A 26,023-nucleotide genomic window follows, 5' to 3' on the forward strand; every position below is an offset into this window, starting at 1 on the left:
GGACTGTAATGGGTATCAATAAAAGAAAGTACAGAAAAAGGACTTTTTTAGAGTATCTAGATTTAATTATCATCTATTATTACTTATTACTGCTAACGGACTTGGCTTTGCGGTGGCACAGCTATCGTGAAGGTGTGGTTACCATATGTTTTTATTTCGCTTTGTTGATTTATATGGTTCACTTGCACTCTTTAAGATTCTCTCTTCAAAATCCTGCGGAAATAGCTTCATTTCTAATTTTGATTTTAAGTCTGCTATTTGGTTTAAAAGAGTATTTCCATTTCCCCGTAAGTTTTGTGCTTCTTTTCGAGTCAACACTTTATCTATACTTTTCACCACATCAACCTTTATCAATGGAAATTCAGGAGTGTTTTCATCGGTCAAGGTTACTTGCTGTTCTAAAGCCCAACTGATTGACTGCATAAATTTCTCTACCTTCTCAAAGTCTTCAACAGAAGTTATCTCTTTTGGGTCAATGTCAAACTCTATTTGTTCCGATAAGAAGAAATGACAATTAACATGTATTCCACCAAGGTCAATAGTAGTACTCCTGCAATACATTTCGCCTGTTTCATCAGTTAGGTAACTGAGTGCGTCTTGCTTATCTATTTGGCTTGCACTTCTTTCTTCTCCTGCTATTCCATACTTCAACGGATAGTTTTCATTCAGGAAGTCAATTAATTTCTCCCAATCTGAAATGGAAACATCTTGAACATAGATGTCTCTCAAAGAACCATCAGGTTCAAATATCCATACTATATCTTCCCAATTTCTTTTCATTCAAATTAATGGTAACGTTTTGGCTATGAGCAGTACGAAGTGCTAGCGAAGTATTGCTCATAGGTTTTGTTGATGGGCGTATTTTTCTTTTTGTTATAACTCCTTAATTGTTTTGAAAACAATTTTTCCTGAATAATCAGATTTCATTATTTCAACACATAATGTTTTCCTTTGCTGGTTGTCATTTAGAACTTCTATGATTCTATGAGCGAAGGTCTTGCCTACAGAATCAATGGGAATATTATTAACCATAACTGTCACTCGAGGTGTCCAATCTAGGTATTCTAATGCCTCTTTTAATTTTAATGGTCTTTCATTTAATAATTTAAGACCTCCCATGGCTAGTTGTTCCTTGATTCTGGGTCCCCATCTTATTGACCTTCGATATACCGTTCTTGAGGTCCAGTAAATTGGAACAATAGCAACTAAAATAATTATTAAGAAATAACTGTTGTTTGAAAACCCAGCATATTCTTGAACAGCCAATACTAGGCAAGCATGCACAAACAAACCTAAGATCCCTACTAATAAATACCTGATTTTAGTTAACATTATTCTTTTATATGCCCACCAACGTTACTCGTGTAGCAGAATGGCGAAGCGTCAGCAAGCCGTACTGCTATACTTTGTTATGCTAAGTCATTTTAATCAATATTGATAGGAAAGTTAAAGCTAACAGGCGCAATACAATCGGCATTATTAATACTTTTCAACTTAATATAATCAACATGCTTTATAAGTATTGGCTTTAGTTGTGCTATTTTCTTTTCATCAGGAATATACTGTTTTCCAGAGCCATCATGAAGAAGTTTTGTCATTACTACTTCATATCTGGTGAACTCTAAGCTTGCTGTGTCATACTCTGCTTTAAGAATCACTTTTCCATGAAAGCCTAAGCCTAAGTGCAGAGGCTTAATAGGTTTGTCATCTGTAAGTTGATAACAAGGGGTTTGCAGTGGGTCTGCATAAACACCTGATAAAGGCTGCTGTTGAGAAGCAGTATCCTTATCTATCTCTACTTTGCTTTTTGAGCCGCATGACACCAATAGAAATGAAAGCACCAGGTAAGATTGAGCAAGTATAGCAGCTTTCTTCATTCTTAATTTACATTAAGCATAACGTGCTCGTGTATACCTTGTGTAAGGCGTTGCCGAAGCATAAGGTATAAACTGTGTTGGGCTACGATTTTTTCCTTATTTACTTAGCACAAGTGTAACGCCATTGAATTTGTCTCCCGTTTTAAGAGTTACATCTCTGTCTTTATAATAATAAGGTTCCCACTTTTCAATTATAGCCTTATTGTCACTTGTCCAGCCTAAAGTTTTGTAGCCGTCTGGTAGTATATATTCCTTTAAGTTAATATTTTCTTTGTTAGCAGGTGCAATAGCCCAAAACATTCTTGAGTAGCCATGTGCTCCTTGATCGAACTGGTATTCTACAATTCTGAACCCTTGGTTAGGTGAAATTGACTCTGAACGCATGACAAAGGCTTTATCATGTTCATAATGCTCTGGGTCACTCTCAAAGCATGAGGTTAAGAATAAGAAAAGAGGCAAAAAAAAAGAATATTTTCTTCATAATTACAATTGACGCCCAACGGACTCGTGTAAACATCGTGCGAGGCCGTCGGCCGAAGTATGCTGTTTACACAATGTTGGGGTGAGTTATTCTTTTTTAAATTCAGAGATAAGGAGCGTATTAAATAGGCCGTTACTTGAATGTTCATTTAAAAATAAACAGAATAAGTGTGTCTCTTTGCCCTTTTTTATTTCTTTATTGAAGGACTTTTCTAATTGTTTCTGGATTGGTGCCCAAAACTGGGTTTCCCCAATCTGGAATAAATATTCGTTATCGATGAGTCCGTCTAATTGAGTTGAACTTCCGGAAAAAAGCTTAAAAACGTTTTTCATTGAACGCAAAACCTGAGGATCGATTTTTCTTTTCTCACCTAAGAAAGTTGCATTGAAACGGTATTTGTCTGTCCGAGTATAATATGCACTTGCCCCTGACTTCATTTCTATACTATCAGCGTATTTCCGTTCAAATTGAAGTATCTTGATGAGGTTTACTTCTTTGTAGTTTCTATTCCATTCATCAAAACCATCTTGGGAGTAGCCCGCTGTTGTAAAAGCAATAGTGAATGCCAAGATTGCAAATAAAGATTTTATCATTTTATATTTTTAATTTACCCCAACGGACTTGGCAATAAGGCGGCGTAGCTGGCTTATGGGTGTGGTTGTAGGGTGTTGTTCTTCATTTTGTCTTGCCATAGCAACTTCATAGAAAGGAAGTAATCTGATTCAAAAGCAATAGCTCTGATTACATTTATCTCAAATTCATAATCATACTTTACTTCCACAGAACCATCTGCTTTAATCATGTCGATTTTTAAAAGACTATCAGTTACTTGTGATATTTTACCATAGAAGGCCTCTGTTTCGCTGTTGTCCTGAAACTCGAACAGACCATACTTTTGCTCTGACCATTTCAGCAGGTGAACAGTTGAGCCAAACAGGTTAATAGTGGAACCGAAGCTGAAACCTTCTGGATATTCTACCTTAACACCTTTTAGTCGTAGGACATTCTCTATTGCTGCTTCCTTCGAGGAACGACTTCTTTCTTCGATGAAGGCTTTTTTATAGATTTTATAGCCATCTATTTGATAATCCACAGGTATATACTTCACCAGAACCCATTCGTCATTTTCGTCAATGACCAGACCTGTTTCTGGTTCTTCCCATGAAGCAATATGAAAAGTCTCTACTTTCATAAATTTCTATACCCTACAACGGTTAGTATAAAAAACGTGCGAGGCCGTCGGCCGAAGTATGATTTTTATACCTTGTTAGGGTTTGATTTTCTTCACACAAGCTACCACTTTTTCTTCCTTTGCTTAAAGCTTCTGATGCTGAAGTTACTACTTGTCCTTACTTTCTGAAACTGCATAGTAAACAAAAGATACTTTGGTCGGTGGTGCATAGTTAAATCTTGCACGTTTAAAGGAGAAATTCTTTTAATTCTGCACGGTCTTTACGTCAATTCATTTTGCACGTATTGCGGAAAAATCTCTTATAATTCTGTACTTACCGGACATCAATTCTAAATGCATTCACTTGCTGACTTTTTTAACTAATTATTTAAACGAGCCAATGATAACAGAAGTCAAAAAGCCAAAAAGCAAAAGTCCAAAGAGTATGGCGAAGAATTTTAGTGACAAAAGCTTCCCTGCGTTACTATAGCTTCCTTCATATTTTTCTTCCAGTACTTTAGCAATGAGTTCTTTTTTCCTGTATCTCAATAGCAGGTATAGCCTTCCAATTCCAGATTGTAAAATATCGAAAAGTAAAAACTCCATTTCTTCTTTGATTTAATTTTACCCTAACGGACTTGTGTAGACGATGTGCAAGGCGTAGCCGAGCATAAAGTATACATGTGGTTGGCAGAAGTTATTTTAGAAATCAATTTGAAAGTAGTAAAAGTCCTCCATGTAGCTTCCGTCAATGTTCTTGCGGAAATAAATCTTTTTTTCTTTCCTATCAATAATTGCCTCTTGAGCGATAAAGTCATTATCAATTACAGGAGTAGTTAAAAATTTTATTGTGTCTCCTTCCATACTGTACTTCCCTTCAAATCTTTCCTCTCCAAACATCCAGTTAGAGAATATAATATATGTCCCATTTTTATATAGGGCTAAATCCATTCTGCTTCTGTCATCCAAGAAAGCGGCGTCCAGAACTTTTCCACCTTCAAACATTCCATTTCTACTTCCAAAAGTTAGTAAGTAGCAGAATGCTATTGCACAAGTAACTAAAGTAGTTGACTTTTTGGGGAGTTGCTTTGTTTTTGCTAAAGCTATGACAACTTTGAATATGTATACTATGCTTCCAATTAATGTCGCGAATAAGGCAAGGTCTACAAATATTTCATAGATAGGGATGAAGTCATATGCTACCACAATGTATAGAGCATAAGAAATGCTTAGTATAAGCAAAAGCAACTTTGTATCCTTTTCTATACTTTGGGTTTGATTCATCTTTTAATTAGAAATTACTGCCAACGTACTTGTGTAAACGACGCCGAAGGCCGTCGGCCGAGGTGAGGTTTACACGTTGTTGTGCCAAGTTATTTTTTAAACGCCTATAGAGGAGGCTATTTTTATTTCATTTACTGCTCCATCATTTAAGAATACTTCCAACAACTCCGTCAAAGCTTCAACAGGGGCAGTTCCTAAGTCAATGGCCGTAGTTATCCTGCTGTTTTCTTCAATTGGCCTAGTAACATTGTGAATCAATCCAGAAAAGCCATTCTCGTCTTGGGCGTATTCATCATCTATGGCAATCCATTTTTTTATCCATTCATGGAATTCATTCCAGTCGTTGAGGTCGTTGTCAATGAATATCTCACAATTATTCCACACAAATGGGTTTATCTCAATTCTTGAGTTTCCAACCTCAAACTCAAGCGGTTCATGGTCTAGATAGCCATCTGTATTGAATTCTACAATTCTATTTTCACCGTTTTCGTCCTTTTTGAGGTAATCTAACCTATAGTATTTAAATAATTCATTGGGTTCTTCATTATTCAATAGCAAAAGAATCTCCGATACTCCATCCTGACTTGCTCTCAAAGCATTTTCAAAACGTTCTAAGTAATAGTCTCGGTGCTGCTGTAAAATCTCTTTTATTGTCATATTAATTTGGCACAACGGTCTCGTATAAACGGCGGCGGAGGCCGTCGGCCGATGCTGGCGTTTATACAATGTTAGGTGGCGTTATTTTTTTCTTTTATTAGCTTTCTCTCTGAATACAACCCGCTTCATTCTTTCTCTATTGCCTTGAACAAGCTTTCTAGCTGGCCACTTTGTGGAAGTGATTTCCAGTAACTAAAGTTGGCCTGAACTGCTACAGATTCTTCCTTTACCAAGGAATCCAGATTACCTTTCTCCCAATCGGTCTTAACTGCAAGTAGCTGCTGCGTCGCAGGCATAGTTTTGAATCGGCCAGAGCTTTCGATGTTGCCGACGTATTTCTCTCCATAGAAAGCGGCTGTAATCTGTATTCCGCCAATTATCCTGTCGTTAAATTCTTCCAGTTCTTCGGACGGCACCCACAGTTCCCTGTGCATGTCTCCGCCGACCACCTGCTCCTCAAACTTTTCCAGATAAGATTCATCTAGGGAGAATTCTGTAACAAATCCGCTGAAACCTGAATTGTCGTCCACTACGTTCCATTGGTAGCAAATCTGCGCGGCGTAATCGAAGTTCAGTACTGGGTAGAATATCGGTTGCCAACTCAAACGGGGAGGAAATCTCTTTGAGTCGCTGTTGAGAATTAGCTCAAGCTCTTTAAGCCCAACTGGTCGGTAAAGTTTCTTCAATTTAATCTTCTTTATTTTTATTAATGCCACCTAACGGTTGGTACAGGCGAAGGCAAGGCGTAAGCCGATGCTTAAGCCTGTACAGGGTTATGTAGTGCTTTTCTTTATATAATTACTCTGGGTTCTGATATATGAGTCACTTCTGCTTTGCTCACAAACTCTGATAAACTGGTTTCCCTTGTTGCTTTACCATTAGTAAGTTCAATCAGATATTCCAGCGGGTTAGCCACACCTTCTTCAAACACCCAAAACTTAAACCGTCTGTGGGTGCCATTCTTATTTAAATGAGTCAGTTCTTCAAAGCAACATATCTGCATTGACTGGCTATAGTAAAGATGATTTGGGCTTAGAATTCCCTCTGTAAAAACCCTTCGGTGTACTACATCTTCAATTTCCAAGATAACTCTTAAACTATCAAAGTAGACGATGTTGTATTCGCTTAGGGAGTCTGTGAGAATTTTTCCAGCGAACTTCTGGTATTTCTTAGTCTCGTAGTCCTGATTGAAATATTCTTCAGCGAGGTGATTCTCATATTCGCCCTGATTAGCATAAGTCCTTTCCTGTTCGACTACCCCACTTCTTTCGGCCGTTTTGCAGCCACAAATAGCGATAACAATGAGAAAAAGATAGGCTGCTTTCATTTGGCTTCTATGACTGAAGTGCTACATAACGTCTTGTGCAGCTGAAGCCCGAAGCGAAGCAAGGGTTACGGCTGCGCTGGGTTATGTACTGCTATTTTTTCTTAAAGTATTCTTGCACCATTACAAAGTAGTCTATATCCGTTCCTACTCCATAATCAACCTTCGGTTCATCAAGTCCATCGAACAGTAACACACCGACTTCACCTTTCTTATTGTTTCTAGTGACGTAGTTTCTTTGTCCGTTGTTCTTCTCAATGATAAAGGTTTTGTTGGTTGTAAGTAAAGTTCTAAATCCTGCCTTATTAAGCGAGTCTGCTACTTCTGAAGCATAATAGTTGAAATCATCGAGAATTTCATTAATTCCAGAGTCCTCACCTTCTTCTTTTAGGATTCTATCATACTCTTCTTGATTTATGGAGAAGAAAACAACGCTTCTTCCTCTTACAAGAACTGTATCGCTACCAACAGAAGCATTTTTACTTAATGTAGAGTTAGAAGAGCCTTCTTCAGTTTTTACTTTTGATTCAGATGTCTGCTCGGTTACTGTTTCTTGGCAGCTTATAAGGAAGATACTTAGAAACAGGCATATTATCTTTTTCATTTATGATTATAGTTGTACATAACGGTTGGGCTAAAAAACGCTTTAGTGGTTTTTAGCTTTTGTTGGCAGACTTTAATTTTTCATTTTAAAGTAATTCTTGAGTTTGAATTCACTAAAAATTAATGATTCAATTCTGTCAAATTTTTCATCGCTCTCTTGGTTGCTTGGAAAATAGGTATCAAATTTAAAGCTGTTATAATCGCTCCCGTTTTTAATTTCTACCACGTAAGTTGAGAATCCCTGGTGTAATGTTATCTCTAATTCTTTTTCTGGCGTTTTTATTTCAAATAACTGAAGTTTATCCAGCTTATTCTTAAACTCTTTGAAACCACTTTTGGGAGTAATATTTGTTTTTGAATAATAGTTTTTCGACTTGTTGCCTCTGTATAAATTTCCATACTCTATGAAAGTACCTTGAAATCCATCTACTGAATCTTCTGAAATCGTGATTACCCTATCAACTGAGGTGCTATTATTAATCCAAATCCTGAAAGTAAATTCACTTCCATTTAATTTAATTGGATATAGTCTGTCACCTGTAATCAAATAATTCTTAAATGGCATTACTGCTTCTCGTCCAGAGGAACACCCAGTCAGTATTACCAAAATCAAAATTAACCACTTCATTTTTTATTAATTATGCCTGCCAACGGTTAGTATAGAAGGCGAACGAGGCGTAGCCGAAGTGAGGCTTATATACCTTGTTGGCAGCTGCCATTCTCTTATTCATTAATTGCGTATTCCTGCTTTAGTTCTTGAAATTTGAGCCTTAGTTCTTTTACAACCCTGTCAGGGTCTGTGCTTGTTATATGCCTGAATATACTTGATGTGTTTAAGGCAAAACATGCTTTACTTCCGTCCTGAAACTTGATGCAGTATTTCAAGGGCATTATTGCTTGCTCTACTGTCTTATATTCAGCTATTGGCTTAGCCTTAACACTAAACAGCTTCTTTACTATGATAGTATTGCCTTCTAGGTATAAGTCGGCATACGTATAGGCATGTCTCACCACAAGTACGCTTGGAATTAAGATAGCCAACAGAAATATTACTCCTTCGAAGCTGAAGTTTTTAGTGATGATAATGTAAAGTAAGAACAAGCAGAGAGGAACAAAGAAAAGTAGCACCAAAGCATGTCCTACCGCAGCAAAGCCCCCGCTAATCTTTTCTCTTTTCATTTCTTTCCATACTTACTGGTTACTGCCAACGTCTCGTGTATACCTTGTGCGAGGCTATCAGCCGAAGCATAGGGTATAAACCTTGTTGTGTGGAGCCCTTTTTCTTATTCTCTTATTATTTGTTCCTGACAGTCAAACTCAAAACACTCAATAGATTCAGATTTAAGAACCTTTTTTGCTACTTCTTCGCCACAGCCAAGTAGTAGAAAGCCTTGGTCTTCAGGGTGACAGAAGCACCATGCTTTGTTCTCTGCAAAGAAGTAGCTTGGAAAGTCTTGATTCTGCTCAACGTAAACTGTTGTAAGTTCTGACAACTCACCGAAGAAAAGCCAATCTACAACGTCATCATTTTCTTGAAAACCTTTGCCATCCAGCACGTCACCAAAGAAGAAGGTTGGAGTTGCTGCACCAATAATGCTGATGATTTCATTGAGAGTTTCAATATCTTCTTCAAGCAAGCTTCCTAAATTGGGTGGCCATTGCTTATCAATGTTCCAAATACTTTGGGTGTCTATGTGTTTATTATAAGGAATGTTTAGTTCTTTAGATAGTTCTTTATAGGATGTTCTTTCCAGTCTGTCTTTGGCTGGATGACCATTGATTATTCCATACTTATTCCAAAACTCTACCCTTTTATTAAGGTCTTCAACTGATTTGGCATTGTAAGAATATTCTTTAATTGGCATCTTCTTATCAATACAAATAGGCATCAGTATTTTAATGTAGCTGTTAAAGCAAGAAGGCAGTAAATTACTCACCTTTCCAAAGCCTTCCTGGTCTACACCTTTGCTAATCCAATCAACTATACTAAAATCAAAGACTCTTTTCATTATTTGGGTTACACACAACGTACTTGGCCATAAGGCGGCGAAGCTGGCTTATGGGTGTGGTTAGCCAATGTATTATTTCTTGATAGTGCTACTATTGATTTTGCCTAACAATGGTTGGAGGTCTTTTAGGTTTTCTGGCCAATTATCTTCCCATGGGTATATCCCACTTACAGTAGGATAAACACACTGCAGCACAGGAAAGTCATTGCTTTCATAAAATCTGCTTGCCTGACCAAAATATTCATCATAGTATTTCGATTCTACGTCCAACATTAGGCAATCAAAATCATCTAATATATCAGAGTAAAACTGCCCACCCTCGTACGTTTTGCCTTCTTTGATGTCAAAGGCGATATTGTTGATAAGGATATGGGCTAATTCTCTTTTTAGACCAATCATTATGATTTCTGGATGCTGATAATTGTGAAACAGTCCTACTGAATAAGAAAAGTTAGGACCTTTTTCATCTTCTAAAACATGAATAACATGCAGCCCATGCTCCTTAATATCTGCAAGCTGTTTTTCATACCCCTTCTTCTCTTTTTTCTTTTTTATCATTACATATGCTGGCTAACCAGACTGGTGTAGACGGCGTGCGAGGCTTTAGCCGAAGCATGAAGTATACACGTGGTTGGGTGTTTAGCTTTTTTATCTGGTCAGAAAGTATATTTTATGGGGTTTTGGCTCCCTTTTTTCATATATCCCGATAGAGATTGATTTATATACTTATCTCTAATTTCTGGTTCGGCTATACTTCCAGTAAATTCCCAACGTCTGCCATTGACATGGTGCCAGTCATGTATGCGATATACTTCCCTAACAAGTCCACGATAAGCTGCAAAAGCATATTTAGCCAAATTACGTTTAGGTCCGACTATCCATGAAGAACGCGTTGCTTTATAAAGTTTTTCATCAGCCATGAACCGCTCGTAAAGCCGATTTATGTTAATGATAATAGAGGGTTCTTCTATATTTATGACCTGTGCGTCATAATGTTGTATAACTTCAGCTATCGATTTTAGGCCACGCTCCCACGAATTGTGACCATTAACTTCGTTCTTTAAGTTCTCCAGCCCCAATAGGTCAATGCAAGCGCTCTCAATTTCTAATGCCTGCTCTTCGTTTAAGCCGTGTCTTAATATGTAATGCTCTACTTTATCTACTCCAATTTTTCTGATCTCGTCAAGCTTATCTGAAATGAGTTCAGTTTCTAATGCACATTGCACATGATTAAAGAGCCGATTGTTCTTACCCTTACCGACATAGATTACTTGCTGCGAAATTGGGTCTTTTAAAATGTAAACATAATACCCTATTCGTTCGCAAACTGCTTGAGTAAATTCTCTTGTCATATTAACTAGATGTAACGGATTAACGAGCCACTTTCTTTACGTAATTCTGTCTTCCCAACTTTAGTCTCAACAAGAATATCACTTCCACTAAACTTAGCTTTTATAGCGCTGTTGGTTCCAATGTAGCGGATAAGACTTCCCGCTTCCTTCCTTAACTCCACTTTTCCTTTGTCAGTTGTTACAAGAATCAATGAACCGTCAGAATTAATTTCAGCGTTTACCGCATTTCCAGTTCCAATATACCTAATAATCGACCCGCTAGGCTTGCGGAGTTCAACTTTTCCGTTGTTAACTTTTACAATGTTCATTTTATAGATGATTTTGGTGAGGCTGGTATTATACTCAAGATTGGGTAGAAGTTACACCAAACAGATTTTTTTAATGATGTAAGTAAACCTTGGCTGGATATAAATTATGAGCTTTATTATGCGCCACTATTTTTATTCTCTTTGATATAATTAATATAGTTTGTCAATAGTCCCTTGATTTGCTGTGCCGCTACCGGATTTGCCGAATGAACATTAAATTTTAGTTCAGTCAAATCAAGACCCGATTCATAAACCAACCACTTAGCAGCGGCGTATCCATCAGGTGCTAAATCTCCATTCTTTTCTAATCCTAAATCGTTGTCAAAACTGATAAATTCAGGAAGACCATTGGATTGAATATATTTTACAAAGTCATAGTATGTTCTGACAACTACAAATTCATTTGCAATGGCCTTATTATAAACCATTTCAACAGTTCTTATATCATCAAGAAATAGCTTTTTCATTCTTAAAGTTACACCCAACGGTTTGTATAAAAGGCGAGTGAGGCGAAGCTGAACTTGACTTTTATACTGGGTTAGCAGTAGATTTTATTTGTACAGATTAGAATAGTCTTCATATGTCCTTAACTGATGCGGAGCCAACTGCTGAGCCATTTCTCTATCTTTTTCTGCTTCATCTCTTTTCCCAAGTATAAACTTAGCGGCACCTCTATCATAATAGGCGTTATGTACATATTGAAAATCAGGCCCAGTACTGATTACCTTGCTATAATCTTCGATTGCAAGTTCGTATTTATGCTGGCTTAACCTACTGTCAGCTCGCCTGAATAAAAATTCTACGTCATTTGGGTATGCTTCTAATGCATCAGTTAGCATTTCTTCAATTTTAGAGTCACTATGAATATGGGTATAGGCCCAATACAGATTTACATATACATTTCTGTCTCTATAACCTTTTTCTATCGCTCTTTCAAAATAGTCTGCCGCTTGTCTCTTTCCCTGTACATCTATGGCATCATTTCCTTCATCAGATTTTGCTACACCTAATTGATAGAGCATTTTTGCTGACGTGAAAAAGTAAGGGTCTGATAAAACGTATATTGCTATTCCAAGTATTGCAGCGCTTATTATAAATGGAATCAGCTTTTTCATTCTAATTTCTATACTTCAATTTACTGCTAACTACTGGATATACGACAACATACGCTTATCTGCACTATGTACGTAATTGCTGCATCCTGCTTTAGCGCTCGTTTGCTGCCTGGAACGGGTAAAGAATACTGCTATGTACATGAATGTATATGTTTAAGCTAATATAGGTGATTGCTAGAGATTATCCAACGGGCTGACAATCTTATCCAAAGCATGGGTAGTGATGTGGGTGTAGATCTCTGTGGTCTTGCTGGATCGGTGCCCCAGCAGCACCTGGATATACCTTAGATCGGTGCCCTGCTCCAGCAAATGCGTGGCAAACGAATGCCTGAGGGTATGCGGCGTAGCAGGCGCTTTCACGCCCGCTTTCTCCTTGCTGGCTCGGAACACATTGCGGATGCTTTCGACCGTGTACTGGCCGCCTGCCTGTCCTTCAAAGAGCCACACCTTGGGCTTGTACTGCTTGTAATACGCCCTGAGGCTTTCCAGCAGCTTTTGGGAAAGCAAGGTGGTGCGGTCTTTCTTGCCCTTGCCGCCCCGTATGAGCAGCAAATTACGCTCTGACTGCACATCGGTAAGTTTGAGGTTGATCACTTCGCCAATCCTTAGCCCGCCTGCATAGAGCAATTGCAGCATACAGCGGTGCTTTACGTTCTCTGTGACCGAGAGGATCTTCAACACGTCCTGCTTGCTGAGCACCTGGGGCAAACGTTCGGGCTTCTCGGGCCGCTCTACCTGGTTTAACTGCACCTCGTGGCGCAAGAGCATGCGCTGGTAGTAGAACTTGACCGCGTTGATCGACTGGTTGATAAACGAGACAGAATAGGTGCCTGCCTGCACCATGCTTCTATGATAGTGGTTGATTTCTTCTTCCGAGAAGGCGTTTATAGCCTCCATTCCTTTCCCCTTATGGGCGTTGAGAAACCGCAAGAGCAGCGCGTGGTAGGTGCGGATAGTGCTGAGACTATAGTTGAGCAGGTACAGTTTTTCCAGGTAGGCAAGCGGGCACGGGATATAGCCTTCGCCTTTAAGGTAGCTTTGTTCCCAGAACCTGGCCTGCAGGGTCATGTCCTTTACCTGTATGGTTTGCGCCTGCCACAGCTGCGCGACAGCTTCCAGCTCGGTCAGGAGTGTGTGCAGAGCAAGGCTATCCGTTGAAATGGCAAAGCACTGCATCTCTGCCAGCCACTGGGCCACCTTGCTTTGTTTCAGGCAAGCATAGATGTCTTTGTTGTAGGGATAGCTTAGCTCCACGTACTGTTTTCCCTGATGCTCCAGGGGCTGCAGGCGCACCACTGGCCGAACGGGCACCTTCTCCAGGGGTTCTGCCACGATTTTGTCCTGCTGCAGGATCACCGCTCCCTGGGCTGGACGCAGGCGCTTAGGCTTATACAAATAGCGGGCATCCACTTTGGCCAGCCCCTGAAAGTGCTGGTGGGTCATTTCAATGGCTTGGCTCGTGTGGTGCATGACAAAGCACTTGTAGGTATTGCTGTACCTGACCCAGGCAGCTTCTTTCAGGCGCCTGGAGATAAAAGGGTTGGGCTTATGCCAGATACGGATAAACGCCTTCCCAGCATGCTCCAGGGGATTTAAGAACAGAACAGGTAATTGCGAAGGATAAGCCATAGCAAATGAGGTAGTTACTGCAGGCAAAGGTAAAACCTTCTTGATCCATAGCCGTGTTATTACGCGGGTATATCCGTTTATAAACGGGTAATAACACGCTTAAGCGATGACACACGAAAAGACATGCCTGCAGTGCCATGCCGCTATCACAGGTAGAAGTGATAAGCGCTTTTGCACGGATCAATGCCGTTACCTGCATAACAACCTCATCAAGCAGCAGAGCCAGGGCGAGCGCAGGATACAACAGGTCAATGCAGCCTTACGTAAGAACCGCAGCATCTTAAGGCAGTTCAGCCCGCTTGGCAAGACGACAGTGTCCAGACAGCACCTGGAACTGGCAGGTTTCGACTTCCGCTTTCTGACCCAGGTATACCGCACCCAACGCGGCAACACCTACCACCTGTGCTACGACTACGGCTACCTGCTCTTGCCTGATGAGAAGGTACTGATCGTAAACTGGCAGCCCTACATGGACGAGCGCAGCTAAGCAGCAACTGTATCAAATAAAGTGTTCCTCTCTTTGCCTCCCTTGCTGAGGTTATAACCTATACAAAACATTTCTCATGCTGTATCATGTAAAGCACTAGCTTTTATTGACACAATCACTATATTTGCAGCTCACGATATTTAACCCTAACATAGCTGCACATGAAAGCTGCCCTTTACACCCGCGTCTCTACCACAAGGCAGAACTCCGACCGTCAAGTCACCGAGCTAAACCATTACGCCACCCGCCAGGGCTTCGAAGTGGTCTATACCGTCTGCGAGACTGTATCGGGCACCCGAAGCAAGTACGAGCGCCCAGGCATGGAGGAGATCTTTGAGCTGGCCAGAAGAAAAGAGATCACCGAAGTCATTTGCCTCGAACTATCCAGGCTGGGCAGGGACAACATGGATGTGCGCCAGATCATCCTGGAACTGGCTGAGCTGGGCGTCTGCACCCATGTGGTGAACCGTAACCTACGCTCACTGGACAAGCACCGTAGGAAGGACTCGGTAACGATGATGGTGCTGGGCATACTGGCAGATCTTGCTCAGATGGAGCGCGAGTCACTTGTAGAGCGTATTGTCTCAGGCCAGCAGGAAGCCAAACGACAGGGCAAGCATATAGCCAGACCCAAGGGAACGGTGAAGAGTACTGAGAAGCTTCTGGAGGAGAACAGGAAGGTTGCTGAATACCTGAAAGAAGGCAGATGTTCTGTCAGAGAGATTGCCAAGCTGTGTGCCGTGTCACCTAACACGGTGATGAAGGTGAAGCGCACGCTGGGAGAGTTGGTCTAAAGCACCGGCACATCCCTTTATGCTATGAGTATAAGTTCTTGCAGACTGTAAAGCAGAGGCTGCAGTTCAGGTTTTCTTTCCCTATCCACAAGAACACATGCTCTGAACATCAGCCAAAGCAAACGGAGCCGGAGCAAAACAGCGCCACCCGGTCAGCCCAAAGCGTTTTCATTTCCCTCAGACATCCCCACCCCTCAAACAAGAGATGCCGAAATCAGGGTCTCAGAAATTTTTTGGTATTTTTCAGAAGTCAGGACTAGCCTCTTTAACTAAAAGCCATTAGAAGGTGAAGCTTGCTTGTCTTGATTCAATGTCTTATGCGTATAGTTTGCCGGGGTTGCTTTCGAATTATATTAGATTCACTCAAGATTGCTTTTTTGTACTAGCACAACAATTACGCTCTACCTCCAGGTGCGTAGATTTTGGAGTTACCAAACAAATCCGTACTGGATCTCATCGTGTTCTCTTTTTTCTATTAACTGAACAAAATAAAAGCCACCGATAAACTGGTGGCTTCCAATTAAACAAAAGCGATTATCATCTCGAGTAGCAGTTGCTATTTACACTTTACGGGCTTACAAGCGGTTCTACACTTTCCTCGTCCTCCACCTTTAGCACTATCATATCCCTCGCCAAAATGATTCTTGTATAATGCAGTGGTATCTGCGAATGCAGTATGTAAATCACGCAGATCCTGCTCTCCTCTCATTCCGAAATAAGGGAAGTGATGAACAAAATATCCAAAAACGCGATCACAATCCCGTACATATGCTTGGGTGTCTAGAATGTGATAATGCCAAAACTTATCAACCTCCTGATTTGGCACAATTTCCTCATTAGGATAAGCATACTTGAGTGCAAGAAAACGCTTGTAGTCCTGCTCGGCTATATCGCATTGCTCGCTTGTCCAACCGAGCCCTTCCTCAGCATCCTGAAGCTTCTGCTTTAGCATTTGAAAATCGATCTCAGAGAGAACGGCAAGAGCCTTGCTTACAAGGTCTCTTTTGTTTTTAACAATTGTTGTCATGAATATAAAGTGTTAAATGTTTAATTTAAATATAATAATATTCATGCAATTTTACTAAACTAATTAGGCCTTTTCCATTTACATCTAAATCAGTTAGCAAAGAACTACATAGTTCCGTTAGCTGATGACACAAAATTCCTACATATGGAAGAAAAGGATTCTAGCCTTAGGATTCATAAACAACTAATAGAGTCACATCAATGAGGGTTAGCTAACTTGTCTGCGCTTCTTAACAACGAGACTGTATTGTTAGAGACAAACAGCATGTTGCTTAAGAGAATATTAACACCCTTAAAATCATAGAACCTTTCCTCAAGAATATTCCCCTTATACTGGAGGGGAAGCATCAAACCCCATTTGGAGAAATCCAGCAGAGATGCGTTATCTTCAAGTGCATGTTGTAAATGAAAGTCCACATCTTCAATAAATAAACTTAACTGCTCAAAGAGCTCCTGAAGCAAATCATGATTTATAGAAAGAATGAAGCTACTACTTTGTTCGTCATAAACATGCTTCAGATCCAGGCGGTTGAGCAGGAAGGCAAGGCTTCGGTTTATCCTTGTACCGGTAAATGTATAAAATATGATCTGACCATCCTTGACGAGCACCGGCCTTTCTTTGGCAAAGTCTCTTAGCGGAAAGATTGCAAAGTCTTTGCGCAGTTCCGCAAGCTTGTCCAGCCCCTCCTCATCGAGCTCCGGGTATTGGGCATCTGCATAAAGGATCTCCAGCATTTTTTCCCTGACTTTGGCGTCAACGGTGCCTCCCCCTCCCAGGAACAAGGGTTTTTTACCATCCACAGCAGGGACAACCTCTATTTTCTTGGTCTTGAAATCCACAAACCTGATCTTCCAGATCCTTGCTGCCAACAGGATGTTCTCGTCTTCCATTACCTGTGGCGTGAGCGGTATTTCCCCAATCGGTTTCCCGGCATTCACCACTTTGAAGCTGGGCTCGGTCTTGAAGACGCTATAAAACTCACGCGAATTAACCATGCGTTCGCCCTCCACGCCGATGATGAGTTCCCGGTGGACCTGCTCCAGCCAATCCTGCCGGATGAGCTCATCAAGGATGTCCTGCATTGCCTGATCTTCGATTTCGGAGAAGGCATAGTTACTTTTCATCGTGGCGATCAGTTCATCTTTCGTGCAGCCGGAGCGTTCTTTCACGGTGGAAAGTGCCTGGTGCAGGAATAGATCATAAGGTTTTTCTGCCGTGCGGAAAGGCTCAATATATCCCTCCTTGTAGAGTAACCAGCAGGCCAGGGACTGCAACAGGCTCCACTTGTCAGTGGCATAAAGCAGCAGCTGGCTTTTTTCTCCTTCCCTCCTGCCGCTTCTGCCCACTCGCTGAATGAGGGAAGCGATCGAATGCGTAGCATCCACCTGCACTACTTTATCCACTGAGCCTATGTCAATGCCAAGCTCAAGCGTAGAAGTACAGGAAATACAGAAATTATGCCGCCTGTTATGCTTGGCAAAATGCTCAACATATTCTCGCACTTCCTTGTCTACTGAGGAGTGGTGAGAAAAATAGTTGGGATGACCTCCTACTCGCTGGGAAATCTTCAGGAGTTTCACAGCAATCTCCTCGGCCCTGCCACGGCTATTGGGAAAGATGAGGACTTTATGGTTCCAGGTCTGCGTATACAGGTCCTTAACCATCTCCAGCGGCAGTTCTTGAGTATCAGATTCAAAGTACCTAAAGCAGGTGGTCATCTCCCTAGAAGACCTGTCCAACAGCACCTTGGTATTCACCTCATCCCCGGTAAATTTCTTTGCCTCCGAGTAGTCCCCTATCGTCGCAGAAAGACCGACTATGCGGAAGCTGGTTTTGTTGACAGCACCTAAACGGGCCAGCAACGACTTTAGGTGGATGCCTCGATCTGTGCCTAAAAAGGAGTGGATCTCATCAATGACAATATACTTCAGGTTCGAGAACAGGGCCTTTGCACTGTATGGTGCATTCACCAGCATGGCTTCTATGGATTCGGGCGTGATGAGCACAATCCCTTCAGGCTTCTGCACCAGTTTCTTCTTTTCTGTACGGTTCGCCTCGCCATGCCACTTGGTTACTTTGACATCCAGGTTTTTGCAGAGCTCTTCCACCCGGTAAAACTGATCGTTGATCAGGGCTATCAGCGGGGAAATGTAAAGCACCTGCACCCCTGTTTCCCGAAAATCAACCTTTGAGAGGATAGGCAGGAAAGCAGCCTCAGTCTTTCCCGAGGCTGTCCTGGAAGCCAGAATAAAGTTGCTGTCACTGGAGAGGATGTGCTGTATAGCGGCTCCTTGAATCGGGCGCAAAGACTCCCAACGCTTATCCCGGATATAGCGTCGGATAGGTTCAGAAAGCAGCTGGTACGGCATTTATAATACCTCTATGCTATCTACCAGACTATCTACAGCAGATTCATCCGGACGCTCGTCATGAATCTCTATATCTCCAAAAAGGTGTTGCTTGTCGATGCTTGGGTTCTGCCGGATAATACTCAGGATGTTGAGAAAATCGCGTATCACCTCCCGGGGCGTGAGAAATTCGCTCGCACCGGGTTTGTTAAACATCTCTTCCATGAATTGGTGGATCTCCTCATCCGTGATGTCAAGCTGGGTTTTGTAGTTGAAGTCGAAAATAGCTTTTAGCTTTTTGAGCAACACAAAGATCTCGGTATGATTGAGTGGCATCAAGCGAATCACTGGCTGAGAGAAATCGCGCTCAGCTAGCGTCTCAAACTTATTTGTCTCCAACCTCGATTTAAGCGCATGATAGCTAAACAGCCCCCTTCGCTCATTTTCCAGCACCTCTTTGGTACCGGCGAAATTGATAAAGAAATTGCTCACTTTCCCCTGAAAGCAGTCGTTGTAGATGGCTAGCACTTTTTCATAGTTTTTCTCCCGCATCACGGAGGTGGAGATTTTGTAGAGGTTGATGGCCTCATCGAGGTTAATCATAAAACCACTATAGCCCATGCTCACAAACAACTTACAGAAGTTCTTGAGCATGTCGTAATAATTGAGGTCATGGATTATCTCCCGCACCCCCAGGTCCTGACGAGCCTCGGTCTTAGTTCTGTATTCGCCCTTAAGCCACTTGAGTGCGTTCCTGCGTAGCTGTTCATTGTCACTGATGTAGCCTTCATAGTATTTCATCACCACCACACCAAAGTCAAACCCACCTACATCCGTTAGTTCATTGATCGTATTCATGATGCTGCGCTGAATCAAAGGCAGGTGCTGCTCCTCACGGATTTGAGTTAATGGAATGTTTTTATCTTGTGATGTTTTGGTGATAACCTGCTCAATCCATTTTTCCAGCAAAGTTGCCAGTGCCCCTCCTTCCGGTTTTGTCTGGATGGCAATGTTGTCCATGATTGCTGAATAAAGAGCCACTGCCTTTCCATCATTGGAGTAGAGCCTGTTATCCGGGGTAAAGTCAGCATTGGCTACGACAAACTTCTGCTTCAAGGCTACTGTATTAAGCAGATGCATCATAAAGGATTTGCCTGAGCCGAAATCACCGATCCAGAACTTAACCATACTATGGCCATTTTTGACGTCTTCCAGTGATTTGATAAAGGCCTCAATTTCTGCCGACCTTCCTACAGTAATATGCTGCACGCCTATCTTAGGCACCACGCCCCCGAGCAGAGAGTTAACAATGGCGGTGGCCTCTTTAGGTTTTATATTATCCATCATTTCTTTATGAGTTGTTGAAAGTAGTTTTCATAGATCGTGTAATGCTCCCCGTCTTCTTCAATGAGCACATCGTCCAGCTGATCATAGCAGCTTTCGTTGATGCTGTCAATGAGTTGGTTTTTTAGGAGACCATGAGCTCTGGAGAAACTTTCCACCTCCTGCTGGGCAAGGGAGAAAGTGCTGTTGGAGAAAAGCCGGAGCAATCCCCGTTGTACCTCACTGAGCAGGAGACCGTCAACGAAATAGTCATCAGCTACACTTGCCTGCGGGATGAGGCGCTCGAAGGAGATTTCACCTTCCTGATCGATCTCGGCTTCTTCTACCGCTCCGGTAGCAGCATTCTCCTCTTCATCTTGCAGGTATTCGTTTAAGAGCTCCACTGTGCCCGAATGCTGCTGCTGCACTTTCTGGATAGCAGCTATGTTGAGTTGTATCTTCTTTCGCTTGGGAACTTCGAATCGGGAGACAGCCTGCAGCGCCTTTTCCAAATCTCTGTCCTGGATCAGGCTACTGACTATCCGTTCGAATTCATGCAGCTGTTCCTCCGACCTGAAGAGGCTCTTCTTAATTGCTTTCGTCAGCTGCTTATTATTGAAGGTAACAGATTGTAGGTCATGATAGAGGTAGTACACATATAGGATCAGGGCTGCCTGACGGTCTGTCTTGGAAATAAACTTTGACGCTTCAAAGAATATGTTCTCCAAGGCAGGGTTCTTTTTGTTACGCTCACCTAACTGTTTAACCTGCTCGATGAATTGCTTGGGAGCAGCGCCGTAGGTTACACATAAAGCATCCAGGCGAGCCTTCCACCTGCTGGTATTCTGCATATTGAGTTCCTGCTCAGTGGCTTCATCGGGCAGGCTGGCCTTGCTCAGTAATGCAGGGATAAACGAATTAAATCTTGAGAGGACTCTTCCCTCTAGCTCTGAAGCCACCTCAGATAAGGCGGTATAGGCCGTGTCAGTAGATAGCTTCCGCTTATGCTCATAGTGTTCCCGCAGAGCATTTTCGCAATGCTTGAAAATAAGGTTATACAGTTCATTGGTGGTGGACTCTATACTGTACTTATAGTTGTTGGAGTTCTTTCGGAATTTATAATATTTGCGGGCAACCACATCCGCAACAGCTTCCAGCTCTTTTCCCAGGGAAGTAGCCTCTTTCGTGAAACTTTTCTCCAACTCTACTATGGTAGCCAGAAACAGTTTAATTACTTGGTGGCAGCAAAACTCGATGTTGCAGAAGTTATTACTGGGACTCCAAAGCTTGTTGAGCAGTGCAACTTCATCATCCTGCAGATTCAACGTTGTTTTATACTTACTCCCCAGCCTCCAGTAGTCATAATCGTATCCGCTCTGGTAAGCATTATAGTACCTCCCTTGCAATCGCTCTACTCCCAGCCTGTCGCCTGCAGCTGCCATTTTCTGAATCAGAAAAGAGGTCGCGTAAGACCGGGTCTTTGGGTAATGTAGGCCTAGATTATCCAGCTCTTTTTCCAGCCTGATGAGATCCTTATGCCTTTCATACTCATTATTCAATAAATCAAAAAGCAGGATAAAGGCATAGTTGGTATTGCCTTCCAGATTCAGATAAGTACCGTTAAAGAAAGCGCTTTTAAAGTACCTGTAAAACCGTATTTGCTCCGATGTGGCACTATTTATTTCTGAGTAGGAATACACATATTGGTGCCGCCAGTAAGGAACAAGTATCTTGTCCTCTTTTATGGCTACTGGCACCTGTTGGGGCTGGGGCTCTGGAGCCTGTGCTACTTGTTGAGGCCAAGCTGACGTGGATGACGCAGGTGCCTGCACAGGTGCAGGAGCTAACTTGAACGATTGCCCTGTCACATCCAAAATCGAGTTATCTTCTGCAGCAGTTGTCCTTACCTCAGTAGCACGGTATTCAGCAGCTCTGTGTACGGGCTGATGATTAAATGCTTGCTTTACGTCTTTTTTAGTGAAAAGCGATGGAGGAACATGAACTGGTAGAATTTGTGGAGAAATTTTGTGCCTATTTCTTTGGAAAATAGCAACCGATACAGGAGGCAGCAACAACAACCCAAGAGCTAAAACAAAGAAGGCAAAACCAGTGTCCCCGTTCGCAAAACCACCAAGAGAAGTAAAACAGAAAAATAATCCAAAGAACCAACGAATGATATTACCTAAAATCTTCATGTATTGTATTACTTGTTAAAAGAAACCAAAGTGCAGCAATACAATTTAATAAAAATATATTAATAAACCATATTGTCATTAAACTGGAAAAAAGAAATTTTACAAGAAGAGATAAGGCTTTTACCAGCTTTATCTCTAAAGATTGCGCCCTTGGCTTTCTGTGGGAGGTTACAGTACAGGTCGGAAGATGATTTTATTTAGTTAGTCAGTAAGTGCTATACTGATAACAAACGTAAGTCCAACAACTGACTTGGAAAAATTTCAAAAGCTATAGCCAACGTCATCAGCATTATGATGGTGAAAATATGATTACCGTACTGGATATGCTGTACCTGGGACCGTTTCAAACAAGTCTTAAAGGCAACTAAGACACACCAACTTCCACTTTCCAAGCAGCAAAGTTTGTTAGATGAAGCTGTGCAGCTTTAGGGTTACGTAGACAAACTCCGAACAGAGTGCGAAAAAAACAATTGATTAAAAGCGGGTAGACTCCTCTGGTACATCAAAGTTAACCAACTCTGGGAGCGACACCCGCAACGCGCGGGAGATGGATATGAGCACGTCCAGAGTGGCGGAGAACTTGGCATTCTCCGTCCGCTGCACTGTCAGCTTGGACACATCAGCCAGATCCGCCAACTCTTGCTGGCTTAGGCCACGCTCCTCCCTTAGCCTTCGGAGGTGCAACCCAAATGCCTGTATGCCTGACGGATTTTTCACGCCGCTAAAGTGAGGCAGAATATTTTGTGTTATGGTATCATATATGTATCCATATGTCTATATTTGTTCTCTCCCCGATACCATCCAACCAGGGGTGCCTGTCAGGTAATTTAATAAACAGATCATATGCAAAATGTAAAATCTAATTTCAAGAGCGCCGAAGTGTTTGTCGGCGACGGAAAATTCTACCCGGTCCACCTGTCCAGCAGGGAGATAGAGGACATCATCAGCAATATGCTGCAGCTGGTGAACTGCTACGGCCGTGAAAATGTGAAAGCCTACTTCCGCAAGGACAAAGGCGGCAAAGGCATCGACATCCGCATTGATATCCTGAGTGTTGAGGAGACGGCACCGGAGCTGAGCCGGGAGCGGCGCTACTCCTTCGGCATCAACGCCAACTGGGATGTGGTGGATTTATTCGACCACTGGCTGTTTTATGCCTCTGACGAACAGGGCAACCTGGTGGTGAACACCTCCTGCGAAGAGCTGCTGCTGCGTCCGGATTTCGGGATCGAAGATATCCTGCAGTACCGTAAAGAGGGAGGCAGAACGCCGGTGCAGAATCCTTACCTGGAGAACGAAGCGTGGGTTTGCCTCATTCCTGCTGTCATTAAAGAAGCATAAGGCCATTCGTTTACATCAAACAAAGTCCTTTTAACATTACCGCTTATGTGGAAATTCTTCCTTGTCGCTGCCCTGGTGGCGGCTTACAGGCTCTGGCAGGCCGATCAGATGGTCATGGCCGGTATAGCCGCATTCTCTGCCCTGATGGTGTTCTGGTCTGCCGGTGTGATAGATAATTACGCCAGGGCCTCGGGCAACTACTGGGAGACAGGCTCTGTGGTAGAGTCTGTGGTCGTGGCCGTGAACTTTCTCTTCACCATGTCCTCGCTCGGGCTGCTGATCTACTCGTTCTTTTAACGGTGTACAATGACCTTTGCCCGACACGGTCATCAGGCCTGCGTCGGGCAAAGCGTTGTACTGTAAGGAATAGACCTGTATAAAAACAGGGTATACTCTAGCCTTCGCCCTAACCAATGTCAACATGAACAAGACGGGCTACTCCTTTCACAACTACCTAATTTGTGCTTCTGCCAGCGTATAGGGCAGGTACATTAGTTTCAGTTCTGACTGCACTTTCCGTTTCCATTCCGGTTCGGGCAGGTCGGGAAACTTACCATGGTCAGCAGTAATCTTGATCTGCTGGAAACAGACCCACCCGGTCTACCAAAAGCGTTTCCATCTGCCAAGGACACCCCCACCCTTGTATCAAGAGGCCCTTAAACAGAAGCCTGAAAATTTTTTGGGATTTTTTCTATCGGAACCAGCTCTGCTGCTTGCAGATAACAGCATTATGGATTAAAACATAAGGATAAAGGCGGCATTGAGCAGGACACTTTCCTGTGTTATCAGTAGAAGCAATCGCTCCAGCCAACCTGTTGGGACACTGCCGTGGGCGCGTCTCTGTCGAGCCGCAACTCTTTATCTCACTTCTTTTTATAATACCTGCCACAACACCAGGTTCTCCTCTGCCGGTTCACCAGCTTATCTGCTGCAGGGCTTCTCCCCTTATACCCTCTCCTCTTATATCTATATCCATTCCCTTCTCCTCTACCTCCTTCTCTCCCCTTCCCTCCCCCTCTTATGTGGTCTCTTTTTTTAAAATGAAGATGAGATATCACCTGCTTTTAGGGAGGCTTGCCCAGGAACAAATGGGCGTGGCAGGTAACCAGTTTCCTCTACCAGGCCTGTTGGCTGATCCTAACGGACATACACTCTCTACCAAGGCACAGAGTATAGGATTTGTCAGAGGATACCCTGTGTTTGGTCATGGCGTCCGCCTGCCATCAGGATAGCCCTTGTTACACTTCTATAATATTGCGGCCTCCAACCGGTGTAAGAGTGGGGAAATGGAAAATCCCAGAGGGGAGATGTGGGAGTACCTGCACCGGTGTCAGGAAACAGAACAGGCATGCCTACTGTGGCAGCAGCGCTATGAGGCTCTTTCAGGTCAGTACAGCTATACCCGAAAGCAACACCGCAGCAAAAGAGTTACTGTTGCAAACCAATTTCACCTCTTCAATGAATAGCACTCCACAGACTACCAGCAGCCCATAATAGCTTTAGCTTAACCCTGTCTGGTAAAATAGTAACCAACGGCAACAAAAGGAAAAGAAGTTGTCCCTGGAGTATGGAGTGAATGCTGTCTGAAGCATGTTATGCTAGTGTATCATTCATAACAAAATCAACCAATCACACCATGAAACAAGAACTATTACATCAGATCCATGTCGACATCGCTCTGCATCGTGGAAGTAGAAATTTACCAGCATGCTGATTAGCAAAGAAATCCACTACTACTATACATTAATTTTATACTCAATAACAAACAACCAAAACAATAAGCAAATTAGACCATGGAAAACTTGGTAAGAGAAAAACAAGTGAAGTTGGCAGAGGAACTGCTGGGGGTCAAATTTCCTGATAGCTACCGGGCAAGCCTGCTCAGGGACAGCGCCGAAATCGTAAAATCCAATCTGAGTGAGTGGGTGGTGTTCCCTATACCGGGTGAAATACGGCGCGGGCAGGAAGGCCATCTGTACAAGGAACTGATAACAGAAAATGAAGATGCCCGAAGGTGGGACAACTTTCCGAATGGTGCCCTTGCCATCGCCGGGAATGATTGCGGCGACTACCTGGTCCTGCTGCCTTCAGGTGAAGGTTCTAATGAACTTTCCGACAACGTCCACTACTGGTGGCATTCAACCGGCGATGTCTTCCCATTAGGCAGGACAATAGAGAACATCCGGTTCATTAATGAGGGGAGTATCTGGAGCGGCAACCTCATCAGCATGGTCAAGCAAGCTGAGAACAAGGAATTAATGGGTGAAATGCTTGTGGGCGTAACAGAATATGTCCTGAAAATCAAGTTTCCTGCCATCTATACAAACCTTCTGTTGAGTGACAAATACGAAGATCATTATACTTTTTGGGACATCTACCCGGAAGTTAAGCTGATCGCTTGCGAGTTCAGTGAGGATGAGGAGGAACCGGACGGCCTGGCTCTGATCGAGTTTATCCAGAAGATGACCCTGGAAGCCATAAAGAAATGGGAGGATTTTCCGGAAGACGGACTGGTCATAGCCAAAAACGGGCTTGGCGACGTACTTGTTCTGCTGCCTAGCGACCTGAACAGCGAGGATGTGCTGGAGTACGAGGAGAGGATCTACCTATTCGACCACTCTGATTCTAAACTCTATATCCTGGCAAACACACTGGAGGAATTCAAGGCGTATCACAACATTGAACTGGAGGCATAATG

31 protein-coding genes are annotated in these 26,023 nt (G+C 42.6%); 5 read left to right on the forward strand and 26 right to left on the reverse strand.

What is annotated here, in order from left to right:
- Positions 1–138: 138 nt before the first annotated feature.
- The 21 genes from LWL52_RS10740 to LWL52_RS10840 all read right to left on the reverse strand — a co-directional run bounded on the left by LWL52_RS10740 (position 139) and on the right by LWL52_RS10840 (position 13,810).
- Positions 139–780: a hypothetical protein gene (locus LWL52_RS10740; protein WP_242919674.1), complete on the reverse strand. Its 642-nt coding sequence runs from the start codon at positions 778–780 to the stop codon at positions 139–141.
- A 93-nt stretch (positions 781–873) separates the two neighbouring features.
- A complete protein-coding gene (locus LWL52_RS10745) occupies positions 874–1,332 on the reverse strand; it encodes a hypothetical protein (RefSeq protein ID WP_242919675.1) in 459 nt (152 codons plus the stop codon).
- Positions 1,333–1,424: 92 nt separating this feature from the next.
- Positions 1,425–1,877, reverse strand: coding sequence for a hypothetical protein (locus LWL52_RS10750; protein WP_242919676.1), 453 nt, complete (start codon positions 1,875–1,877; stop codon positions 1,425–1,427).
- Between the two features lie 96 nt (positions 1,878–1,973).
- The gene (locus LWL52_RS10755; RefSeq protein ID WP_242919678.1) at positions 1,974–2,261 is read right to left on the reverse strand and encodes a hypothetical protein; all 288 of its coding nucleotides are present in this window, start codon (positions 2,259–2,261) and stop codon (positions 1,974–1,976) included.
- 183 nt (positions 2,262–2,444) lie between these two features.
- Complete coding sequence (locus tag LWL52_RS10760; protein WP_242919679.1) at positions 2,445–2,951, reverse strand: hypothetical protein; 507 nt, start codon at positions 2,949–2,951, stop codon at positions 2,445–2,447.
- 53 nt (positions 2,952–3,004) lie between these two features.
- Positions 3,005–3,550, reverse strand: a complete 546-nt coding sequence (locus LWL52_RS10765; protein WP_242919680.1) for a hypothetical protein — start codon at positions 3,548–3,550, stop codon at positions 3,005–3,007.
- A 363-nt stretch (positions 3,551–3,913) separates the two neighbouring features.
- The gene (locus LWL52_RS10770; RefSeq protein ID WP_242919681.1) at positions 3,914–4,135 is read right to left on the reverse strand and encodes a hypothetical protein; all 222 of its coding nucleotides are present in this window, start codon (positions 4,133–4,135) and stop codon (positions 3,914–3,916) included.
- A 96-nt stretch (positions 4,136–4,231) separates the two neighbouring features.
- The gene (locus LWL52_RS10775; protein WP_242919683.1) at positions 4,232–4,813 is read right to left on the reverse strand and encodes a hypothetical protein; all 582 of its coding nucleotides are present in this window, start codon (positions 4,811–4,813) and stop codon (positions 4,232–4,234) included.
- A gap of 96 nt (positions 4,814–4,909) precedes the next feature.
- Positions 4,910–5,470: a hypothetical protein gene (locus tag LWL52_RS10780; RefSeq protein WP_242919685.1), complete on the reverse strand. Its 561-nt coding sequence runs from the start codon at positions 5,468–5,470 to the stop codon at positions 4,910–4,912.
- A 125-nt stretch (positions 5,471–5,595) separates the two neighbouring features.
- The gene (locus tag LWL52_RS10785; RefSeq protein WP_242919687.1) at positions 5,596–6,156 is read right to left on the reverse strand and encodes a hypothetical protein; all 561 of its coding nucleotides are present in this window, start codon (positions 6,154–6,156) and stop codon (positions 5,596–5,598) included.
- A 104-nt stretch (positions 6,157–6,260) separates the two neighbouring features.
- Positions 6,261–6,797: a hypothetical protein gene (locus tag LWL52_RS10790; protein ID WP_242919689.1), complete on the reverse strand. Its 537-nt coding sequence runs from the start codon at positions 6,795–6,797 to the stop codon at positions 6,261–6,263.
- Between the two features lie 91 nt (positions 6,798–6,888).
- Positions 6,889–7,398, reverse strand: a complete 510-nt coding sequence (locus tag LWL52_RS10795) for a hypothetical protein (protein ID WP_242919692.1) — start codon at positions 7,396–7,398, stop codon at positions 6,889–6,891.
- 72 nt (positions 7,399–7,470) lie between these two features.
- Positions 7,471–8,025 carry a hypothetical protein gene (locus tag LWL52_RS10800; protein WP_242919694.1) on the reverse strand — a complete coding sequence of 185 codons (555 nt, stop codon included), beginning with the start codon at positions 8,023–8,025 and terminating at the stop codon, positions 7,471–7,473.
- A 95-nt stretch (positions 8,026–8,120) separates the two neighbouring features.
- Complete coding sequence (locus LWL52_RS10805; RefSeq protein ID WP_242919696.1) at positions 8,121–8,576, reverse strand: hypothetical protein; 456 nt, start codon at positions 8,574–8,576, stop codon at positions 8,121–8,123.
- A gap of 104 nt (positions 8,577–8,680) precedes the next feature.
- Positions 8,681–9,406, reverse strand: coding sequence for a hypothetical protein (locus LWL52_RS10810; protein ID WP_242919697.1), 726 nt, complete (start codon positions 9,404–9,406; stop codon positions 8,681–8,683).
- 72 nt (positions 9,407–9,478) lie between these two features.
- Positions 9,479–9,964: a DUF4262 domain-containing protein gene (locus LWL52_RS10815; RefSeq protein WP_242919700.1), complete on the reverse strand. Its 486-nt coding sequence runs from the start codon at positions 9,962–9,964 to the stop codon at positions 9,479–9,481.
- 98 nt (positions 9,965–10,062) lie between these two features.
- Positions 10,063–10,758 carry an LEM-3-like GIY-YIG domain-containing protein gene (locus tag LWL52_RS10820; protein ID WP_242919702.1) on the reverse strand — a complete coding sequence of 232 codons (696 nt, stop codon included), beginning with the start codon at positions 10,756–10,758 and terminating at the stop codon, positions 10,063–10,065.
- 5 nt (positions 10,759–10,763) lie between these two features.
- Positions 10,764–11,066, reverse strand: a complete 303-nt coding sequence (locus LWL52_RS10825; RefSeq protein WP_242919704.1) for a hypothetical protein — start codon at positions 11,064–11,066, stop codon at positions 10,764–10,766.
- A 116-nt stretch (positions 11,067–11,182) separates the two neighbouring features.
- Positions 11,183–11,533, reverse strand: a complete 351-nt coding sequence (locus tag LWL52_RS10830; protein WP_242919706.1) for a cyclic-phosphate processing receiver domain-containing protein — start codon at positions 11,531–11,533, stop codon at positions 11,183–11,185.
- Positions 11,534–11,617: 84 nt separating this feature from the next.
- Positions 11,618–12,181, reverse strand: a complete 564-nt coding sequence (locus LWL52_RS10835; protein WP_242919708.1) for a tetratricopeptide repeat protein — start codon at positions 12,179–12,181, stop codon at positions 11,618–11,620.
- 174 nt (positions 12,182–12,355) lie between these two features.
- A complete protein-coding gene (locus LWL52_RS10840; RefSeq protein WP_242919710.1) occupies positions 12,356–13,810 on the reverse strand; it encodes a tyrosine-type recombinase/integrase in 1,455 nt (484 codons plus the stop codon).
- 106 nt (positions 13,811–13,916) lie between these two features.
- On the opposite strand from LWL52_RS10840, the gene LWL52_RS10845 reads away from it, so the two are divergent.
- Positions 13,917–14,297, forward strand: a complete 381-nt coding sequence (locus LWL52_RS10845; RefSeq protein WP_242919712.1) for a hypothetical protein — start codon at positions 13,917–13,919, stop codon at positions 14,295–14,297.
- A 161-nt stretch (positions 14,298–14,458) separates the two neighbouring features.
- Positions 14,459–15,091: a recombinase family protein gene (locus LWL52_RS10850; RefSeq protein ID WP_242919714.1), complete on the forward strand. Its 633-nt coding sequence runs from the start codon at positions 14,459–14,461 to the stop codon at positions 15,089–15,091.
- Positions 15,092–15,647: 556 nt separating this feature from the next.
- Here LWL52_RS10850 and LWL52_RS10855 read toward each other — a convergent pair.
- The 5 genes from LWL52_RS10855 to LWL52_RS10875 form a co-directional block, all read right to left on the reverse strand.
- A complete protein-coding gene (locus LWL52_RS10855; protein WP_242919715.1) occupies positions 15,648–16,118 on the reverse strand; it encodes a glycine-rich domain-containing protein in 471 nt (156 codons plus the stop codon).
- A 197-nt stretch (positions 16,119–16,315) separates the two neighbouring features.
- Positions 16,316–18,487 carry a DEAD/DEAH box helicase gene (locus LWL52_RS10860; protein ID WP_242919716.1) on the reverse strand — a complete coding sequence of 724 codons (2,172 nt, stop codon included), beginning with the start codon at positions 18,485–18,487 and terminating at the stop codon, positions 16,316–16,318.
- Positions 18,488–19,813 (reverse strand): ATP-binding protein, encoded by a 1,326-nt coding sequence (locus LWL52_RS10865; RefSeq protein ID WP_242919717.1) that lies wholly within the window; start codon positions 19,811–19,813, stop codon positions 18,488–18,490.
- On the reverse strand, positions 19,810–21,984 hold the full coding sequence (locus LWL52_RS10870; protein ID WP_242919718.1) for a tellurite resistance TerB C-terminal domain-containing protein: 2,175 nt from the start codon (positions 21,982–21,984) through the stop codon (positions 19,810–19,812). Before LWL52_RS10870 ends, LWL52_RS10865 begins: the two co-directional genes overlap by 4 nt.
- A gap of 474 nt (positions 21,985–22,458) precedes the next feature.
- Entirely contained in the window at positions 22,459–22,701 is a 243-nt protein-coding gene (locus LWL52_RS10875; RefSeq protein ID WP_242919719.1) for a helix-turn-helix domain-containing protein, read from the reverse strand.
- 126 nt (positions 22,702–22,827) lie between these two features.
- Here LWL52_RS10875 and LWL52_RS10880 point away from each other — a divergent pair, with 126 nt between their 5' ends.
- The 3 genes from LWL52_RS10880 to LWL52_RS10890 all read left to right on the forward strand — a co-directional run bounded on the left by LWL52_RS10880 (position 22,828) and on the right by LWL52_RS10890 (position 26,021).
- A complete protein-coding gene (locus LWL52_RS10880; RefSeq protein ID WP_242919720.1) occupies positions 22,828–23,325 on the forward strand; it encodes a hypothetical protein in 498 nt (165 codons plus the stop codon).
- 45 nt (positions 23,326–23,370) lie between these two features.
- Entirely contained in the window at positions 23,371–23,622 is a 252-nt protein-coding gene (locus LWL52_RS10885) for a hypothetical protein (RefSeq protein WP_242919722.1), read from the forward strand.
- 1,496 nt (positions 23,623–25,118) lie between these two features.
- Positions 25,119–26,021 carry an SMI1/KNR4 family protein gene (locus LWL52_RS10890; RefSeq protein WP_242919724.1) on the forward strand — a complete coding sequence of 301 codons (903 nt, stop codon included), beginning with the start codon at positions 25,119–25,121 and terminating at the stop codon, positions 26,019–26,021.
- Positions 26,022–26,023: the final 2 nt, after the last annotated feature.

The sequence above is a fragment of the Pontibacter liquoris genome (assembly GCF_022758235.1).
Classification (GTDB): Bacteria; Bacteroidota; Bacteroidia; order Cytophagales; family Hymenobacteraceae; genus Pontibacter; species Pontibacter liquoris.

Excerpts from the sequence above, each read along its gene's own strand:
- LWL52_RS10740 (WP_242919674.1), bottom strand. The coding sequence starts at position 780 with ATGAAAAGAAATTGGGAAGATATAGTATGGATATTTGAACCTGATGGT.
- LWL52_RS10745 (WP_242919675.1), bottom strand. The coding sequence starts at position 1,332 with ATGTTAACTAAAATCAGGTATTTATTAGTAGGGATCTTAGGTTTGTTT.
- LWL52_RS10750 (WP_242919676.1), bottom strand. The coding sequence starts at position 1,877 with ATGAAGAAAGCTGCTATACTTGCTCAATCTTACCTGGTGCTTTCATTT.
- LWL52_RS10755 (WP_242919678.1), bottom strand. The coding sequence starts at position 2,261 with ATGCGTTCAGAGTCAATTTCACCTAACCAAGGGTTCAGAATTGTAGAA.
- LWL52_RS10760 (WP_242919679.1), bottom strand. The coding sequence starts at position 2,951 with ATGATAAAATCTTTATTTGCAATCTTGGCATTCACTATTGCTTTTACA.
- LWL52_RS10765 (WP_242919680.1), bottom strand. The coding sequence starts at position 3,550 with ATGAAAGTAGAGACTTTTCATATTGCTTCATGGGAAGAACCAGAAACA.
- LWL52_RS10770 (WP_242919681.1), bottom strand. The coding sequence starts at position 4,135 with ATGGAGTTTTTACTTTTCGATATTTTACAATCTGGAATTGGAAGGCTA.
- LWL52_RS10775 (WP_242919683.1), bottom strand. The coding sequence starts at position 4,813 with ATGAATCAAACCCAAAGTATAGAAAAGGATACAAAGTTGCTTTTGCTT.
- LWL52_RS10780 (WP_242919685.1), bottom strand. The coding sequence starts at position 5,470 with ATGACAATAAAAGAGATTTTACAGCAGCACCGAGACTATTACTTAGAA.
- LWL52_RS10790 (WP_242919689.1), bottom strand. The coding sequence starts at position 6,797 with ATGAAAGCAGCCTATCTTTTTCTCATTGTTATCGCTATTTGTGGCTGC.
- LWL52_RS10795 (WP_242919692.1), bottom strand. The coding sequence starts at position 7,398 with ATGAAAAAGATAATATGCCTGTTTCTAAGTATCTTCCTTATAAGCTGC.
- LWL52_RS10800 (WP_242919694.1), bottom strand. The coding sequence starts at position 8,025 with ATGAAGTGGTTAATTTTGATTTTGGTAATACTGACTGGGTGTTCCTCT.
- LWL52_RS10805 (WP_242919696.1), bottom strand. The coding sequence starts at position 8,576 with ATGAAAAGAGAAAAGATTAGCGGGGGCTTTGCTGCGGTAGGACATGCT.
- LWL52_RS10810 (WP_242919697.1), bottom strand. The coding sequence starts at position 9,406 with ATGAAAAGAGTCTTTGATTTTAGTATAGTTGATTGGATTAGCAAAGGT.
- LWL52_RS10815 (WP_242919700.1), bottom strand. The coding sequence starts at position 9,964 with ATGATAAAAAAGAAAAAAGAGAAGAAGGGGTATGAAAAACAGCTTGCA.
- LWL52_RS10820 (WP_242919702.1), bottom strand. The coding sequence starts at position 10,758 with ATGACAAGAGAATTTACTCAAGCAGTTTGCGAACGAATAGGGTATTAT.
- LWL52_RS10825 (WP_242919704.1), bottom strand. The coding sequence starts at position 11,066 with ATGAACATTGTAAAAGTTAACAACGGAAAAGTTGAACTCCGCAAGCCT.
- LWL52_RS10830 (WP_242919706.1), bottom strand. The coding sequence starts at position 11,533 with ATGAAAAAGCTATTTCTTGATGATATAAGAACTGTTGAAATGGTTTAT.
- LWL52_RS10835 (WP_242919708.1), bottom strand. The coding sequence starts at position 12,181 with ATGAAAAAGCTGATTCCATTTATAATAAGCGCTGCAATACTTGGAATA.
- LWL52_RS10840 (WP_242919710.1), bottom strand. The coding sequence starts at position 13,810 with ATGGCTTATCCTTCGCAATTACCTGTTCTGTTCTTAAATCCCCTGGAG.
- LWL52_RS10845 (WP_242919712.1), top strand. The coding sequence starts at position 13,917 with ATGACACACGAAAAGACATGCCTGCAGTGCCATGCCGCTATCACAGGT.
- LWL52_RS10850 (WP_242919714.1), top strand. The coding sequence starts at position 14,459 with ATGAAAGCTGCCCTTTACACCCGCGTCTCTACCACAAGGCAGAACTCC.
- LWL52_RS10855 (WP_242919715.1), bottom strand. The coding sequence starts at position 16,118 with ATGACAACAATTGTTAAAAACAAAAGAGACCTTGTAAGCAAGGCTCTT.
- LWL52_RS10860 (WP_242919716.1), bottom strand. The coding sequence starts at position 18,487 with ATGCCGTACCAGCTGCTTTCTGAACCTATCCGACGCTATATCCGGGAT.
- LWL52_RS10865 (WP_242919717.1), bottom strand. The coding sequence starts at position 19,813 with ATGATGGATAATATAAAACCTAAAGAGGCCACCGCCATTGTTAACTCT.
- LWL52_RS10870 (WP_242919718.1), bottom strand. The coding sequence starts at position 21,984 with ATGAAGATTTTAGGTAATATCATTCGTTGGTTCTTTGGATTATTTTTC.
- LWL52_RS10880 (WP_242919720.1), top strand. The coding sequence starts at position 22,828 with ATGCAAAATGTAAAATCTAATTTCAAGAGCGCCGAAGTGTTTGTCGGC.
- LWL52_RS10885 (WP_242919722.1), top strand. The coding sequence starts at position 23,371 with ATGTGGAAATTCTTCCTTGTCGCTGCCCTGGTGGCGGCTTACAGGCTC.
- LWL52_RS10890 (WP_242919724.1), top strand. The coding sequence starts at position 25,119 with ATGGAAAACTTGGTAAGAGAAAAACAAGTGAAGTTGGCAGAGGAACTG.